Source organism: Paraburkholderia rhizosphaerae (assembly GCF_004366595.1).
GTDB lineage: Bacteria > Pseudomonadota > Gammaproteobacteria > Burkholderiales > Burkholderiaceae > Paraburkholderia > Paraburkholderia rhizosphaerae.
The window spans coordinates 45,918-61,591 of sequence record NZ_SORE01000033.1 but is presented as its reverse complement, the minus strand read 5'-3'; the positions used below and the strand labels follow the sequence as shown (position 1 = coordinate 61,591).

Here is a 15,674-nt window from a genome sequence, read left to right as displayed (position 1 = left end):
CGGCGTTTCCCGGTGAAACAACAACAGGCGATTCTCAACGTGTCGCTGGACCAGGCAACGCTCGAAGCGATGCCGGTGAATGAATACGTCGATCTTTACATGATCTAGGCGACTATGGATGCAACCGGCCCGGCGAAACGCCGGGCAATTGTCTATGGCGTGCGGCGCCCATCCTTCGGCAATCTCAGGACTTCTGCCATCCTGAGATTCCAGATGACTGGAAATACCCTCTTTTCCGCAAACCTGCTGCTGGCGTACGCCACGTATCTGGTGGGTACCGCGAGCCCCGGACCCAGCAATCTCGCGATCATCTCCACAGCGGCTCATTATGGGCGGAAAGCCGCCTTGGCCTTTTCCCTTGGTGTCATTTCAGGTTCAATGTTCTGGGCGACAGTGGCAGCGCGAGGCGTGTCGGCAGCCCTTGTCGCGTGGTCCCAGTTCATCATCGCAGTGAAGATTTTCGGTGGCTTGTATCTGCTGTGGCTAGCGTTCAAATCGGGACGCACCGCGCTCTCGCATGTGGACGTAACAACACCGAACACACCGCAGACACGCTCATTGAAGCATTTTTACGCTCGCGGAGCCTTGCTGCATCTCACCAATCCGAAAGCCATCCTCGTGTGGATTTCAATTGTCGCCCTGTCAGCGAGCCGTTCAGGATCTGCGCAAGGTGCTGTCATTTCCGGTTGCGCGGTCATCGGGTGCATCGTCTTTAGCGGTTATGCAATGCTGTTTTCGACGGACTCGGCTCGCCGTATGTACTCGCGGATGCGTCGCACGATGGAAGGATGTCTCGCGATCGTATTCGGCGTTGCCGGAATCCGGCTTTTAACGTCGCGTGTGTAGATCGCGTGATGTTCTTAGTGGGAGCGTCGCCGTCGCATCTACCGTCGCGCCGCTAGCTGCCGCGAATAAACTCCGGCAACGGATTCATATGCGTTTCGTGCAAGCCATCCTTCTTCGGCAAGAACAGGAAACCCAATCCGAATACAACGACATTCGACGCGGTCGGCACCCAGAAGTCGCGGTTATGCTAGAGGCCGAAATCGAGCGCGTTCAACTTGTCCGTTAGCGGATCGGTAAAATTCTGATTGGCATGGAAGTAGACATCGTCACTCCCGTCCTCACCCGGTTCGGTCGAAGCCGAATTCACGACGATGTTGAATGGCACATTGTCGTTCCCGGTCGCTGTGATGACGTAATGCGGGCTACCCGGATAGCCGTCCTTGAAGGGCGCGGCGCGCAGCAGCCTGCCCTTGAACATGCAGTATTCGTTCATGAACGCAGCGACCCTCATTGAAAATTGCCGGAACGAAAGACAGTGATATTCAATCGACAGCCAAACTATGCGCCGATCGCACTGCCGCGGCCGGTCATTCTATCGGGCTCACCGCAATACTTGATGACACGCGCGTAACGCTTCGGGCACGCGTGTTTGCGCCGAAGCAGCGGTCAATGCCACCACGCTGCGCCGGTAAAGAAATAGCGTCCGCCGACAGCACCGGATAAAGCACCATCACAACGAGCCAGAACCCGGGCCGTTGTCGCGGAAAGGACAGGAATTCCTTGGCCCGCAAATTCATATCTGGATACGCAGCACCTGGAAGCTTGAAGTTTAATTCCATGCACTCACGGATGACAAAACGTTAATTCGATTGATCACCGCCAGACACTTCGCCCGGCGTAGTTTGGAAGGGCAGTCGGCGACAGGACACGTGGCTGACTCAATGACATGTTATGGAAGGAGACAATCATGAAATCAGTTGTGCTGCGCGTGATGCCGCTCGCGTTGATGGCGGCAAGTTCGCTCACCTTTGCATCCATGCATCTCACCCCGAAGGAGTGCAATAGCTACCCGTTCAAAGTCGCGAACGGCTCACCGACGACGGCGGACGTGCATCGTGAGCTGGCGGAACTGGAATCGTTCGGCTATCGTCCGGCGCTCGATAACTATTCGCCGGATATCGGCGAGGCGCGAAACCGGCTCAATGCCGAGTACGCGAAAGATTGTATGCCGCCACGCACGACTGCCAGCACCCATTCATCGACGAACGGCTAGCGCTGCAACCCATCCGTTCATGCGTGACATGCAGGCGTTGAACACAGTCCTGCGCCCCCGTTCGGCGCAGGCACTCATATCCATCCGGATTACGAAGTAAGCAACGGTCAAAGGGACCTTGGCATGTCACGAGGTTGTCTTGCCTGGTACATCGCGTAGCGGTGCTGGTTGAGCCGCGTCGCCGCACACCGTGTTGTAGCTATCCGCATAGTCACGGGGCGTCATGTTGTAGCGTGCCTTGAACGCGCGGGCGAAGTGGGCCGGGCTCGCAAACCCACACCGGTATGCAATCGTCTGAATCTCCCCTCGCGATACGCCGACGAGCAGTTGGGCCGCATGTTCAAGGCGCAGGGACCACGCAAAGTGCATCGCAGACAGCCCGCTGGCATGCAGTACGCGCGAGAGGCTACGGGTCGACATGTTCAACTCGGCGGCGATGCTTGCCGCAGACAGGCCCGGGTCGCCGATGCGGCGCGCGATCAGTTGTTTTACGCGCAGCACCGTAACAGCGTTCGAGCGCCCCGGCGCAGGACTGTGGCGGTCGCTGACTAGTACGTCCATCAGATCGAGCACCTGTTCCATGAGTTTGGCGAGCATCGCTTCGCTTACCTTTCCTGCCTGCGAACAGGCGTACACCACGAAGTCTCGCACCGCACAGACATCCGGAGAGGCCGGATCCGGGCGACAGGTCAATGGAAAGTGGTCGTTAAGTTCGCGCTCCTGCAACGCTACGCGCGGAATGCGCAGTACCGACATCGACGATCGTTCGCGAACTGTAGCCTTGTACCAGACCTCCGGGTCGACGACGGCAACCTCGCCGGGTCCGAACCGCATAATCTGCCCACTACGCTGTTCTATCCATCTCGTGCCGCTTCTCACAACTTGCACAAACAGATGCCCGCCGCCCCCGTGATGCCGGATCGGCACGGCCGACTGCCACGCGATGTCGAGCTTCACGATGGCGCTCTGGCCGACGTGCACACAGTTGTTTGTTGATGCACCAGGGTGAGGTGAGTCGAACCGGTATTGCAGGCCGATCGATGACATCGCTTCGATCCATGCGTCACCGCACATCGGTGTGCCATTCCAGGTGTTCTCGTAAAGAACGTCATTCATCGCAATCTATCCCTTGCCGCGACATCACATGCAAGACAGCAAACCGGCCGGCCGGGTGCATGGATGTAGCGCTGTGCGCTTTCAAATAGCATGCTTTTGCGCAACTCGAACTGGCGCTAAATTGCTGGATGAACAACCCTGCCCGACCCGCTCTTGCATCACTCGTGTTGACAAAATTTACCTCCGCTGCGCCTGCTCAGGTATGACCCAGTGGTCAATCTTGTTGACTGGATCTGCCAGCAGCCTCGCGCAAGATCGCTTTTCAGCGTTGCAATACGCAGGTGGCACGCAGGCACTATCAGCGAGCAAAAACCGGTAGCAGTTCGCGACCCGCTACCGGGTTGACTTCCGTACTTACTGTAGCAGCTTGAGGACTTGCTGCGGCTGCGCGTTCGCTTGCGCGACCACCGAGATGCCGGCCTGCTGGAGCACTTGCGCCTTGCTCAGGTTCGCCGTTTCCTGTGCGAAGTCGGCGTCCGTGATTTGCGACTGGGCGCTCGAAAGATCGGTCGACTCGTTCTGCTGCGACTGTGCAATCGCCGAGAAACGGTTTTGGGCGGCGCCGAGCGACGCCTGTATGTTATTGAGTTGGGAAAGAGCGTTATCGATCGACTCGATTGCGTTATTCGCGCCTTGTGTCGTGCTGATATCGATCTCCGCAACCGACGTAGGCACGTTCAACGTGTTAACGGTTGCCAGCACGCTGCCTGCTGGCTGCGCGCCCGCCGCACTTGACCCGATCGTGCTGGTCGGCGCCGTGGCAAACGCGGCCGGAACCGTCGCGCTCGTCGCGCCGAACAGCGCTGCCTGAGCGGTTGCACTGAGCGGCTGGTTGTTCTGATCGATGTATTTGACACTACCTTTCCCGTCGGCTTGGACACTGATCGACGTGACCGTATTCGCCGTACCTGCAGTTGCGTTCAAGCCCGTTGCGGCGTCGACGTTGATACCCGAAATAGTGCCGAATACCGTCCCGTCAGCTGCACCCGAGCTGAAAGCGGCCGCGATAGCGGCCAGCTGGTTTGCCGGGTCGAGCGCGCTGTTACCACCACTGCTCAGCGACAGCGACGACACACCGTTGGTCGTCGTGATCGTGAACAAGGCCGCCGATGCCGCCGTCGAGATGGTGTTGCCATTCTGGTCGGTAAACGTGAAGCCACCCGTTCCGTTCGACATAACGTTGATCTGCTTGATCACGCCGGTGCCGCCGGACGTGTTTTCCGTGCCGTTCGCGTTCAGGTTCAGCCCGGTGATCGACCCGAGCACATCGCCCGCCTGCACGAAGCCGGTGCCCAGCGAAGCCGCCGAGACGCCTTGGCTCAGATCGAGCGTAACCGTCTGCCCGACGTTCGCGCCAACTTGAACTTGAATGAGGCCGGCCTGCCCCGTTAGCAAATTGATGCTGTTGAACTGTGTCTGCGAAGCAATACGGTTCACCTCCGAAATCTGCTGCGCCACTTCCTGTTGCAGCGCTGCCTGGTTGGCCGTCGTTAGCGTGCCGCCCGCCGCCTCGCCGGCGAGCTGACGAATGCGCTGCAGCCTGACCGTCATCTGGTTAAGGGCCGTGCTGGCCGTTTGCACCAGCGACACGCCGTTGTTGGCATTGGCCACGCCCTGGTCCAGACCCAGAATCTGCGTTTGCAACGAAGTCGAAATAGCGAGGCCAGCTGCGTCGTCCGCCGCGCTGTTGATGCGCTTACCCGACGACAGACGGGTGATCGCTTGCGACAGTGCATTGCCGGAATCATTCAGGTTTTCCTGAGCGACCAGTGACATCACATTGGTGTTAATGCTAAGCATAGGGTTTCCTTAGACGCGTTGATCTTGGAATCATCGAAGTATCGAGATCGGCGTGACAATCACTCATTGCCGGCCGCCTCATTCGCGTTGACGGCAAAAGCACGCATTGGTTAAGAGCTGAAGCCGGTGATGGCCCGCTAACATAAGAGAATGTGGTTTGGGAGTGAAGCGTCATTCAAGACGTTGCCGCAAGATACGGTCGCCGCGCACATCATCGAGCGACTGGAATGAATAATGAAGAACCTGTTCTTGCGCCGCTAACGCACCCCGACAACCGCAACAGTATTTCGCATGACGCATCGCTTCTTGAAGAACCGCAGGTCGATAAAGCGCTTGGTGACGCCCTCGACGGAGCGCACTTGACGGAGCGTCTGCAGACGCTTGCGCAACGCGGGAAAGAGGAAAACTGCCGCAAAACAGCGCTTTTATTCGCTGCACGACTGGTGGCCGATAGTCTGCTGGTCGAGTCGCTCGGCGCCATACATGTCATCCACTGTCTGAGCGCGCTGTCGAAGTGGGATAAGGAACCGGTGTGCCGTGCCGCGGTTACGCGCCTCGCGAACCGAATAGCCGGTGACCGGCTAAGCGTGCGTCAACTGAGTAAAGGTCTCGTTGCAGAGTGTCTAAACGCACTTGGCAGATGGCATGAAGAGATCGAGTGCCAACAAGCAGGCGCACAATTTTCAAGGCTGCTCCTTGACGATCCCAAATTTCTGCTCCGTCTTAATGGGCATGAGGTCGCTTGTTGCATGAACGCGTTTGGAAAATGGCGTAGAGAGCGATCCTGTCTGGATGTATGCAGGCACCTGGCGCGTCGCATCGCGACAGAGGACTCGTTGGTACGGCAACTCAATGGCTCGCGTCTCGCAAGCTGTATCGGCGCATTAGCAGAATGGAGCGAAGACGAGCCATGCCGGGCAGCCGGCTTCAGACTCGCGACGCGGATATCGGAAGACGGTCCGTTGAGACATAACCTCAATGCGAGGCATGTAGCGGTCTGCCTTCACGCTTTAGGCCATTGGCGAGAACACGAAATATGTCGAAAAGCAGCCGTTCATTTAGCAAGACGCCTCGCGGCAGATTCTTCGCTATGCGACCGACTTAGCCCGAAACATATCGCTAACTGCATGGAAACTCTAGGCAAGCTAAAAGCCGAGACGGCTTGTCAAGCAGCGGCGACACGCATCGCACGGCGAATCGTGAGGGATAAAGCGCTACGTGATGGCTTCGATCGCCAGCAGGTCGCCAGGTGCGCGACCGTTCTCGCCGTCTGGGGTTCTCAGTCTGATTTGGATAGTGCAAGGACATGCCTTGAACAAGCATTCAAAGATCGAGGCTGACCTTCACAGCACCGTAGGTACGAAACCTGAAGTGCCGTACCGGATAGTTGGGGTCTTCCGCCTATCCGGTCAACAAGCATGACCATCGGGTCATACATGATCCGCGGCACGACGCATAAACTTCCTGGAAAGAATTGATGCATACCCATTGCTGGATGGCGAACCGCGAGCGCGTGCCCGCGGACACGCTATATCGACGACGAGTCACGTGCTGTCATGTGCCAACGAAAGTTGTTTCGCATAGCGGAGGTTTCTCTCCCGACCAAACTCAGGATTCTGGAACACGAGCAATTGTTACTGTAACTTCGAATCACACCTTTTTATGCATTTCGCGACGTACGCCCTCAGACACAAGCGTGCCACGACCGAGCAGGAGTGGCGTGACCTGGTACGTAGAAGCTGGAGTATGGAGTGTGAGTTCACTCATGGCGAAGATCGGGAACTGCTCACGACTTCATGGCTAATGGGCGATTTGAGGTTTGAAGCCTTAGATCTGTCTCGTCAGCGATGGATATGGAGACCCGAGCCGGGAGTCGATAGTTGGCGGAGGAACACGATCGTCATTTTCCTGATTGAGAGTGGCATCGTCGAAATTGAGCAGGAAGGGGTATCGGTTCAGCTTACGGAATCCTCATTGCTTCTGCTGGACGCCAGCATCCCTTATACGCAGACGTCACCTGGACATTCTCGCGGTGTGATCTTGCGTGTGCCGAAAACTTCCCTTGCGCGTAGAGCAAAGGCAGTGTCCGGTCACGAGATGTTCCTGCCAGCCTCGACCTCGGCTGATGTTACGTTGCTGAGATCGCTGCTGGCCGCGACGTCGGCTTACGGCGAACGTTGCAGCCCGCACTGCAGCACACTGGTGGCCGATCATCTGACGGACCTGATGGAGATTCTTTCGGACGACGCTTCGGCACCGAAGCGCCTGCTAAGCTCAGATGTCATGCTAAGAAAGGTCAAGCGCTTCATTGAGCGCAACATCGGAAACGAGGACCTTGATCCGGACATGATCGCCCGCGCGACGGGTATTTCACGACGTTATCTCGCAAGGCTCTTTGAGCGCGATGGGTCTTCGGTCATGAGACATCTGCTGCAGACACGGCTTGAAAGGGCGAAGAAAATTTTGACTAGTAGTGGTGCTCGCGTTCGGATCAGCGATGTCGCGTGGCAATGTGGGTTTGTTAGTGCGGTGCACTTCAGCATGGCTTTCAAGAAGCAATACGGCAAAAGTCCAACGGATTGTCAAAGTGCCGGGACGGCCGGTAAGCATGACGGAGCAAATCACCCAACCTCACCTACCGACGAACGCGATGCTTGATCGCAGTCGTTGCGACGTCCGTCCTAAAGCGCTTTCTCATTTCCATGAGAATTGCACTGTTACACGAATCTCGCTACGCTATCGCTGATAGTTAGATTGTTTCCAATGCGAAGCGACGCTTTCGTGAGCGCCCGTAACCAGCCATTAAGAATCAGGAAAGAAATGGTTAAGGACCCGTAGAGGAAGCCTGGCTAGCGATGTGCGCAACTCAGCAAGGGCTTGGTTCACTCCCGTTCGAAACCGCAATATCGTAGGTAGACATACCATCTGTTTCGAAAAAGGGAATGTACGGCTGTGAGCGAGCGGTTTTGCGAAAATATCTGGAATAACGTGCCCATGTGCCGGAACGCGTGGATTGAAGCGATGGCGAGGCAAGGCTTAAGGTGCCGGTTCGATCCCTCACACTTTGGCAAATCCACGAAATACACCGCCCCTGCGGGCAGCACTGACATCGCGAAGCTGGATGTGGTGTGGCAAACCGTCTCGCCACTCAAACATGCTAACACCTGGAATCACGAGCATTTGTATGTGCAAATCGTGACCCGCGGCACAATCTGGATCGAACAATGCGGACAATTGATGCGCCTCGAATCGGGAGACATCGCGCTGATAGATCCACTGACTCGCTACGACGAGTCAGTTCGTGAATCGGCGAGTTTGTCGGTACTCTATGTCCAGAGGTCGGCATTGCGCGAGCGCGGACTTCGCGACCGCTTTCCAGCAGTCCGCCGCCCGGATCCCGCATCGCCCGATGTCCGCGCGGTCCGCGAGTTCGTGCTTTATTTGGCCTCGCAGGCCGGTAGCGTAGACGAGGCGCTGCTCGCACGGCTCGGCGACCAGTGTCTGGATCTGATGAACGCGCTGCTGGAGGACGGCAACCGACCCGGCTCGAACCAATCGGCTTGCATCACGGCGCTGCGCGCGAAACAGCTGATAGCACGCAGGATTGGCGACCCGGATCTCAGCGTTGCGAGCATCGCAACCGAACTGAACGTGTCGACCAGAACACTGACGCGCGCGCTGCAAGCCAATGGAATGTCGGCGATGCGCTATGCGTGGTTATTGCGCATCGAGCATGCCGCGCGGCTGCTCGCGAGCACACCGCACCGCAAGATTCAGGAGATTGCGTGCCGATACGGCTTTTCGGACGCGGCCCACTTTAGTCGAGAATTCAAGAAACGCTATGACATGACGCCGCGTGAGTATGCGGCAGATCGCAACACGACACGCGGCGGTGCGTCCGACGAGGAGCGGATGTGGAATGCGACGAACGCCGAGACGCCACGGCCATCACGTCGCACGCAGTCGCGATGATGAACGAACGCGCACCATTGAATTCGCGCAGGCATCACTATCAGTACCCGACAATCTTCTTTCACCCGCGTTTGCGTCACCTATACTCTTCAGGAATGGAGTCTCAACCGGCTCGATAGGAAGCCTACACATTCCAGCATCGCAAGACCCCCTTTCGTCCAATCAAATCTGTTTTCGTTAAGGAGATCACCCATGCGCTACGACGAACAGAGGGTTCAGGATTTTATGGCGCGGATGGTCGGAGAGTTTGGCGCAGTTGCGTCGGCGCCGCTCATTGCTCTAGGTGACCGGCTCGGCCTCTACAAGGCGATGGCCGAACAGGGCTGGATGACTTCCGCGCAGCTCGCCGAACGCACAGGTCTCGCCGAGCGCTACGTTCGAGAATGGCTTGCCGCGCAAGCCGCATCAGGCTTCGTCAGTTACGACGCGCCGACCGCCCGCTATCAGCTAGAAAACGAAATGGCGATGTGCTTTGCCGACGAGACAAGCCCGACTTTCGTCCCTGGCTTTTGCGACTGCGCCGAAGCGCTGTTTCGCGCATTGCCGAAACTCGAAGCCGCTTTCCGTACTGGACTTGGAGTCGGCTGGCATCAACATCATGAATCGCTATTCAGGGGCACCGAGCGGTTCTTTCGTCCGGGCTATGCCGCGCATCTGATTAGTGAATGGATTCCCGCGCTCGATGGTGTCGAATCGATACTGAAAGACCGTGGCGCCAGAGTGGCCGATGTCGGCTGCGGGCACGGCACGTCGACGGTTCTGATGGCGCAAGCCTATCCGCACGCGACGTTTGTCGGCTTCGACTATCACGAGCCGTCTGTCCAGCGAGCACGGGAGTTGGCTGATGAAGCCGGCGTTGGCGATCGCGTCACATTCGAAGTGGCCAGCGCACAGCAATATCCTGGGGCAGACTACGACCTCGTCACGTTCTTCGATTGCCTGCATGACATGGGCGACCCGACGGGCGCTGCCGTGCACGTGCTGCGTTCGTTAAAGGCCAATGGCACATGGATGATCGTCGAACCGTTTGCGCACGACCGGCTCGAAGACAATCTGAATCCGGTTGGGCGTGTGTTTTACTCGGCATCCACGATGGTCTGCACACCCGCATCGTTGTCCCAGGAAGGCAGAAAGGCGTTGGGTGCTCAGGCCGGTGAAGCGAGGCTCAGGGAAGTTGTGACCGCGGGCGGCTTCACCCGCTTCAGGCGCGCAACGCAAACGCCGTTTAACCTTGTTTTTCAGGCACAAGCGTGATCAGGCAGCCGTCAGACTCAAACGCATTGCCGCTAACGGGTCGCACGAATCCGGAAGCAAAAATCGATCTCGACCACCGCGCCTTTTGGCAATTGCAACACGCCCACTGAGGTACGCGTATGCGTGCCCGCGTCGCCGAGGACCGTTGCAAGGACATTGGACGCGCCGTCGGCGACCTCGCTTTGCTCGGTAAAAGCAGGCGCGCTGCGTACAAACACATTGATTCTGGGAGTAGCGACGATCGCATCGAGGCTACTGCAAACGTTCCTGACAAGAGCGAGTGCGCGCACCGCGGAGATCGCGGCTGCGGACCGTGCATCTTCCAGCGTGATCGTTTCTCCGGCTGTGCCGATGTAACGAATCTGATCACCGACTCTCGGAATCTGACCGGCGATATACGCAAGGTCGCCATCTACCAGAATCGGCGTGTACTTCCCGCCAACCTTGATTTCCGCATCCAGCGGAAAGCCCAATTCAGCGGCAAGCATCTGCAACTTTTCGTCTCGGGTCATCATGTCGGCTCGCGTTCGGGAAGCGCTGGTTTCGATGAAGACCATTGTAAGGGGTTTCGCACCCGCGCCACGATGCGTGTGCATTGCCGGGCGAAGCGGCGATTAACGCCGCAATAGCCATAGCACCGCTGAGATCACGATTGAAATCACAATGCACGTGACAATCGGGAAATGGAAGCTGAATCCTTCGCGGACGATATGAATATCGCCCGGCAGCCGACCGAACGGAATGCGAGCAAGCCAACGCCATCCCAGTCCAGCGAGGATGCAAAGAATGCCGGCAACGATCAGCACACGGTTCATCAGCGCGAGTTCAGACGGGATTGACGCCGGCGCATCAATGTCGTGCAGAGATGCGCGGCCGCCACGAGCAGGATTAGCGGTATGCCGGTGGGTAAGGTTGTCAGCGACGCCCAGAAAGCGACGGCCATTACGTACAGTGGGTGACTGATATCCCAACCGAAAGCATGGCAAGGCGACGGTCCACCTTCACTGAGGCGGCAATGAAAAGCGGCAGCGACGGAATTGGCCGCCACCACGCTTGCCACTGGCCAGAAGGTCCATATTGAAAGCAACACGTAAGCGGCCGCCCAAAAAGGTTTCATCCGGGAACGGACAACCTGGTTTCTTACCGACTGCATCGATCTGCCGTTGAGTGTGTGACATGCGCGTCATTCTAGCCCGCGGACACCGGCCAATCGTCAGTCCTTTAGTGTCGCGGCAGCCGCAGCGCGAGTGTGAAGCAGGTCGATATCGAGCGACGACGCGTTGCATGCATCGAGCCGCTCGCTTGTGAGTATCCGCTTGTGAGTATCCGCTTGTGAGTATCCGCTTGTGAATAACCGCTTTTGAAAATCAGCCCGCGAGCGCAGCAAGCACCTCGCTGGATTGCCGCACGAGGCCGAGCCTCGGGAAAACAAAATTCAGCGACGCGTGATGATGCTCCGGCGCGCCGCAGCTCATCGCGTCCTCGACCAGCACCAGCGAGTAACCGTGCTCGTACGCGGAGCGGGCCGTCGACTCGACACCGATGTTCGTCGAAATACCGCCAAGCACAATGGTCCGGATGCCACGGCGCCGCAACTGAAGATCAAGCTCGGTGCCATAGAACGCACCCCATTGGCGCTTCGTGATTTGAATGTCGCGCTCATTCACCGCGAGTTCGGCCGGGAAATCCCACCAGTTCGACGGCAGGCCGCCGTGCGCCGTCGGCTGATCGACGGGCTGCTTCAGCGCATCGGCGAAATCGGCGCCCCAGCCGACCCGCACCATCACAACCGGCGCATTCACTTCACGAAAGCGCGTGGCAAGCGTTGCCGAGGTCGCCACCACCGATTCGCCCGAGCGCGGCGCTTTCCCGAACGGCAGAATGCCTTGCTGAAGATCGATCAGGACAAGCGCGGTGGTGTCGGGGTCGATTTTCTGCAACATGATGGTTTCCGGTGAAAGTACGTGGCCGCCTCGAATATGAGGCAATACTCAGAAACAGTATATGAGGGTTGGCTCACGAACTCAACGCTGGCTGCGCGCATCGATTCATACTGTCGCGCGCAAGCGCAGCGCGATGACAATCGCGACCACCAGCAGCGAACTGGTCATCCATGTCACGCCGGACCATCCATCGGCGCTCCAGAACACACCGCCCAACGATCCCACGACGCTGGACCCGGCGTAGTACGCGAACAGATACATCGACGAGGCCTGGGCCTTGCCGACCTGCGCACGCGCCCCCACCCACGCACTTGCGACCGAATGGGAGCCGAAGAAACCGACGGTCAACACCGCGACGCCGAGAATGATGACGGGCAACGAATCCGCACGCGTAAGAAGCGTGCCGAGCAACATCAGCCCAAGCGTCGCGGGTAGCAGCTTATGCCGGCCAAGCCATCCCGACAGACTGCCGATCCATGCCGAGCTGACGATTCCACATAAATAGACCGCAAAAATCAGGCCGATTTGCGTCTGGCTCAGCGAATACGGCGGCGCGACGAGCCGATAGCCGACATAGTTGTACACGGTGACAAACGAGCCCGCCACCACAAAGCCCTCCGCGAACAGCCACGGCAGCATGCTGTCGCGCAACTGGACTGCATACGTTCTGGCGAGCGGTCCGAAATGCGGTGGTCTACGCACGAAGTGCCGCGATGCCGGCAAGCAGCGCGCCAGAATGACGGCCGACAGCACCGCAAGCACGGCCATCGTCATCACGGCCGCGCGCCAGCCCCAGTGGTCGGTGATCACGCCGGTCAGCAAACGTCCGGTCATGCCGCCCAGACCGGTGCCGCCCACATACAACCCCATCGCGGTGCCGAGCGAGCGCGCATCCATCTCTTCGCCGACATACGCCATCGCGACCGCCGGCAAACCGCTGAGCGCGACACCCATTACCGCACGCGTGACGAGAAACGCATGCCAGTGAGGCAGGACCGCACTCAAGCCCGTGAGCACCGCGGACAGGAACAGCGACGCAACCATCATCGGTTTGCGGCCCCATGTCTCGGACAGCACGCCGGCCACCAGCAGTGACACTGCCAGCAGACCCGTGGTCAACGATAGCGCGAGGCTGGCGCCCGCCGCATTGACATGAAAGCTTTCCGAAAACAGCGGCATCAGCGGCTGCACGCAATAGAGCAATGCGAAAGTCGCGAAGCCGGCGGCAAACAGCGCACAGTTGGTTCGCACGAATGCGGGCGTACCCACTTCGATTTTCCGGCTCGTCGTGGCCGATGCAGGCGTTGCCGGCGTTGATCGGGTCACCCGTTCCCGTTCTAGCGTGTCGCTGTGTTGTAGTGTCATGATCAACAGCTGTGTCAAAGTGCTTTGTCGATATATGAAATGATCCTTCGTGACGGAATATCCGTCCAATATGGAATTCGCTGGAATTGATACATCGTCGATATCACCGGCTTGCGCCCGATGCACGGTAATGTACCGGCCGGCCGGTGAAGGACTCACTCTATGCGGCGTGTTTCTAACTCAGCGTGGAACAAAAAACCGAGAGCGCATCGCTTAGCGAAACAGCGAATACGCGAGCAGAACGGAGAATGTAGCGAGCACGACAGACGCGCACTGCTGCACGCGCTCCGGTTTGATCTTCACAAACATCGGCCGATCGCTACCCAGCGCGGAGCCGAACGCGACCCATCCGATTCCGATTGGAACGAGTACGGTCGCGAATATAGCCATGGCTTCGAAGTATGCGGGCACGCGCTGAAACGCGACGGCGGGGAAGATCGTGCCCGCGAACAGAATCGCTTTCGGGTTCAGCAGCGTCGTGCAAAACATCGTGCGTACGCCAATCGTCCATTTCGACGACGACGGAAGGTCGACCGCACTGCGCCACATTCGAAGTGCAAGGTACGCGATGTAAATGCAACAGCCGAGGCGGACAAGCTTCGGCCATACCGCCGAGACATGCGCGACTTGCGCGAGAGAAACACCCCACAGCGTAATCGACACGAGGTAGCCGGCGAGTTCGGCGCCTGTCAGCCGCGCGGCGCGCCTGAAACCAAGCCTTAATCCAGCGGCTGCCAGCAAGGTGTTGGTCGGACCCGGCATGATCAGCACCACGACGATGCCCGTCAAAAACAGCACAGCACTGGAATTCGAAACCATCGGTCGGTGTGGCTATGAACGGAGGTGAATCTATCGGATATCGGCAGTTTGATCGCAAGGTTTAGATTCACGCGGCATAAAATGCGCTAGAACAAGGGTATTATGGAGCGTTCGAGGTGCGTCGCGCGCCCGTCTCATCGGAAGGAGCGACAACCGTGCTGAATCAGACGGTAGGGGCTCGCATTCATCAGGTCACGGAACGCATTGGGCTTGCGTCCAGTTTCGGCGGCGGACTCCGAAAAAAGTGGAACGTTTTGAAGGTCTCGCCAAAGCAGGCGATGATCCTGGCCGCTGCGCTCACGCTTTTCACTTTCGTACTGGACTGCTATCTGCCGGTCCCGCTTAACGTCGCGAAGCTGTATCTGTTCGTCGTCATCGTCCTCGCGTGGACCCGGTCTACCCGATGGCTGTGGAGCGGTGCGGTGGTGGTCGCCGCGCTATCGGTCGTGATCCTGACGATCCGAAGTGGACCTGCAGGTAATCAAACCATCATCACGATCGACTGGGCCAATCGCTTTTTCACCGCTGGCATGCTGCTGGTGGTCGCGGGCCTGGTCCATGCAGGAATGGCAATTCTCGCTGCCCGTCAACGTGCGGAGGAAGCGCTGCGGCGCGCAGAGGCGGATTTTGCGCACGCCGCGCGCATCTCGATGCTGGGCGAGCTCGCGGCGTCGATCGCCCATGAGTTGAAGCAGCCGCTCACCGCGATCTCGATCAATGGGCAGGCCGAACTGCGCTGGCTCGGCGAACCGGCGCCGAACTTGGTTGAGGCGCGCGACGCGACCACGCGCATGCTCGCTGAAGCGCAACGCGCAGCGGAGATCATCGACCGCATTCGCCGCATGGCGATTCGGCAGACGCCTGAGCAAACGCTCGTATCGCTCGACGCGCTGATCGACGAGGCGCTTGTGTTTCTCGAACCTGAACTTCGGTCGCGCGGCGTTAGCGCGTTCCACCCGCTCGCTTCAGACATGCCGAAAGTGTTGGCCGACCGCGTCCAGGTGCAACAGGTAATCGTCAATCTCGCGGTCAACGCGATGCAGGCGATAGAACAGGCCGACAGTCCGCAGCGCAAGATCACGATCTCGACTGCGATGCCCAACGCGACGACCGTAAGTTGCGCGGTCGAGGATAGCGGCCCGGGCGTCGTTCCCGAACACGCCGAGCATCTGTTCGAACGCTTCTACACGACTAAGCAAAGCGGTATGGGTATGGGCTTGTCGATTTGCCGTTCGATTATCGAAGGGCATGGTGGGAAAATCGCCGCGGATGCGGGATCGGCTCATGGTGGCGCGCGCTTTTATTTCACGCTTCCGGTTGCGGACATCGCGACCGGTTGAGCCCTT

At 58.5% G+C, this 15,674-nt stretch carries 15 protein-coding genes and 1 pseudogene; 7 read left to right on the top strand and 9 right to left on the bottom strand.

Annotated elements, in window-relative coordinates:
- The first annotated feature begins 213 nt into the window (after positions 1-213).
- Positions 214-846, top strand: a complete 633-nt coding sequence (locus tag BX592_RS29990; RefSeq protein ID WP_134196923.1) for a LysE family translocator — start codon at positions 214-216, stop codon at positions 844-846.
- 82 nt (positions 847-928) lie between these two features.
- On the opposite strand, the pseudogene BX592_RS29985 reads toward BX592_RS29990, so the two are convergent.
- Positions 929-1,279: pseudogene (locus BX592_RS29985) on the bottom strand (DUF2278 family protein); the annotation flags it as partial.
- Between the two features lie 94 nt (positions 1,280-1,373).
- Entirely contained in the window at positions 1,374-1,625 is a 252-nt protein-coding gene (locus BX592_RS29980) for a hypothetical protein (protein WP_134196917.1), read from the bottom strand.
- Positions 1,626-1,753: 128 nt separating this feature from the next.
- On the opposite strand from BX592_RS29980, the gene BX592_RS29975 reads away from it, so the two are divergent.
- Positions 1,754-2,059 (top strand): DUF4148 domain-containing protein, encoded by a 306-nt coding sequence (locus BX592_RS29975; protein ID WP_134196916.1) that lies wholly within the window; start codon positions 1,754-1,756, stop codon positions 2,057-2,059.
- Positions 2,060-2,185: 126 nt separating this feature from the next.
- Here BX592_RS29975 and BX592_RS29970 read toward each other — a convergent pair whose 3' ends face one another.
- Complete coding sequence (locus BX592_RS29970; protein ID WP_166676507.1) at positions 2,186-3,106, bottom strand: helix-turn-helix domain-containing protein; 921 nt, start codon at positions 3,104-3,106, stop codon at positions 2,186-2,188.
- A 423-nt stretch (positions 3,107-3,529) separates the two neighbouring features.
- On the bottom strand, positions 3,530-4,975 hold the full coding sequence (locus BX592_RS29965; protein WP_134196914.1) for a flagellin N-terminal helical domain-containing protein: 1,446 nt from the start codon (positions 4,973-4,975) through the stop codon (positions 3,530-3,532).
- 227 nt (positions 4,976-5,202) lie between these two features.
- Here BX592_RS29965 and BX592_RS29960 point away from each other — a divergent pair, with 227 nt between their 5' ends.
- From BX592_RS29960 to BX592_RS29945, 4 genes are all read left to right on the top strand, one after another.
- A complete protein-coding gene (locus tag BX592_RS29960) occupies positions 5,203-6,315 on the top strand; it encodes a hypothetical protein (RefSeq protein ID WP_134196913.1) in 1,113 nt (370 codons plus the stop codon).
- A 406-nt stretch (positions 6,316-6,721) separates the two neighbouring features.
- Positions 6,722-7,633 (top strand): helix-turn-helix domain-containing protein, encoded by a 912-nt coding sequence (locus BX592_RS29955; RefSeq protein WP_166676506.1) that lies wholly within the window; start codon positions 6,722-6,724, stop codon positions 7,631-7,633.
- Positions 7,634-7,927: 294 nt separating this feature from the next.
- Positions 7,928-8,947: a helix-turn-helix domain-containing protein gene (locus BX592_RS29950; RefSeq protein ID WP_134196911.1), complete on the top strand. Its 1,020-nt coding sequence runs from the start codon at positions 7,928-7,930 to the stop codon at positions 8,945-8,947.
- A 192-nt stretch (positions 8,948-9,139) separates the two neighbouring features.
- On the top strand, positions 9,140-10,201 hold the full coding sequence (locus tag BX592_RS29945; protein WP_134196910.1) for a class I SAM-dependent methyltransferase: 1,062 nt from the start codon (positions 9,140-9,142) through the stop codon (positions 10,199-10,201).
- 32 nt (positions 10,202-10,233) lie between these two features.
- Here the strand turns inward: BX592_RS29945 and BX592_RS29940 are convergent, their stop codons facing one another.
- From BX592_RS29940 to BX592_RS29920, 5 genes are all read right to left on the bottom strand, one after another.
- The gene (locus BX592_RS29940; RefSeq protein WP_134196922.1) at positions 10,234-10,713 is read right to left on the bottom strand and encodes a RidA family protein; all 480 of its coding nucleotides are present in this window, start codon (positions 10,711-10,713) and stop codon (positions 10,234-10,236) included.
- 102 nt (positions 10,714-10,815) lie between these two features.
- On the bottom strand, positions 10,816-11,016 hold the full coding sequence (locus tag BX592_RS29935; protein WP_134196909.1) for a DUF2905 domain-containing protein: 201 nt from the start codon (positions 11,014-11,016) through the stop codon (positions 10,816-10,818).
- A 552-nt stretch (positions 11,017-11,568) separates the two neighbouring features.
- Positions 11,569-12,144: a hydrolase gene (locus BX592_RS29930; protein ID WP_134196908.1), complete on the bottom strand. Its 576-nt coding sequence runs from the start codon at positions 12,142-12,144 to the stop codon at positions 11,569-11,571.
- Positions 12,145-12,249: 105 nt separating this feature from the next.
- A complete protein-coding gene (locus BX592_RS29925; RefSeq protein WP_134196907.1) occupies positions 12,250-13,509 on the bottom strand; it encodes an MFS transporter in 1,260 nt (419 codons plus the stop codon).
- A 213-nt stretch (positions 13,510-13,722) separates the two neighbouring features.
- On the bottom strand, positions 13,723-14,328 hold the full coding sequence (locus BX592_RS29920) for a LysE family translocator (protein WP_134196906.1): 606 nt from the start codon (positions 14,326-14,328) through the stop codon (positions 13,723-13,725).
- A 155-nt stretch (positions 14,329-14,483) separates the two neighbouring features.
- Here BX592_RS29920 and BX592_RS29915 point away from each other — a divergent pair, with 155 nt between their 5' ends.
- On the top strand, positions 14,484-15,668 hold the full coding sequence (locus tag BX592_RS29915; protein ID WP_243849799.1) for a sensor histidine kinase: 1,185 nt from the start codon (positions 14,484-14,486) through the stop codon (positions 15,666-15,668).
- Positions 15,669-15,674: the final 6 nt, after the last annotated feature.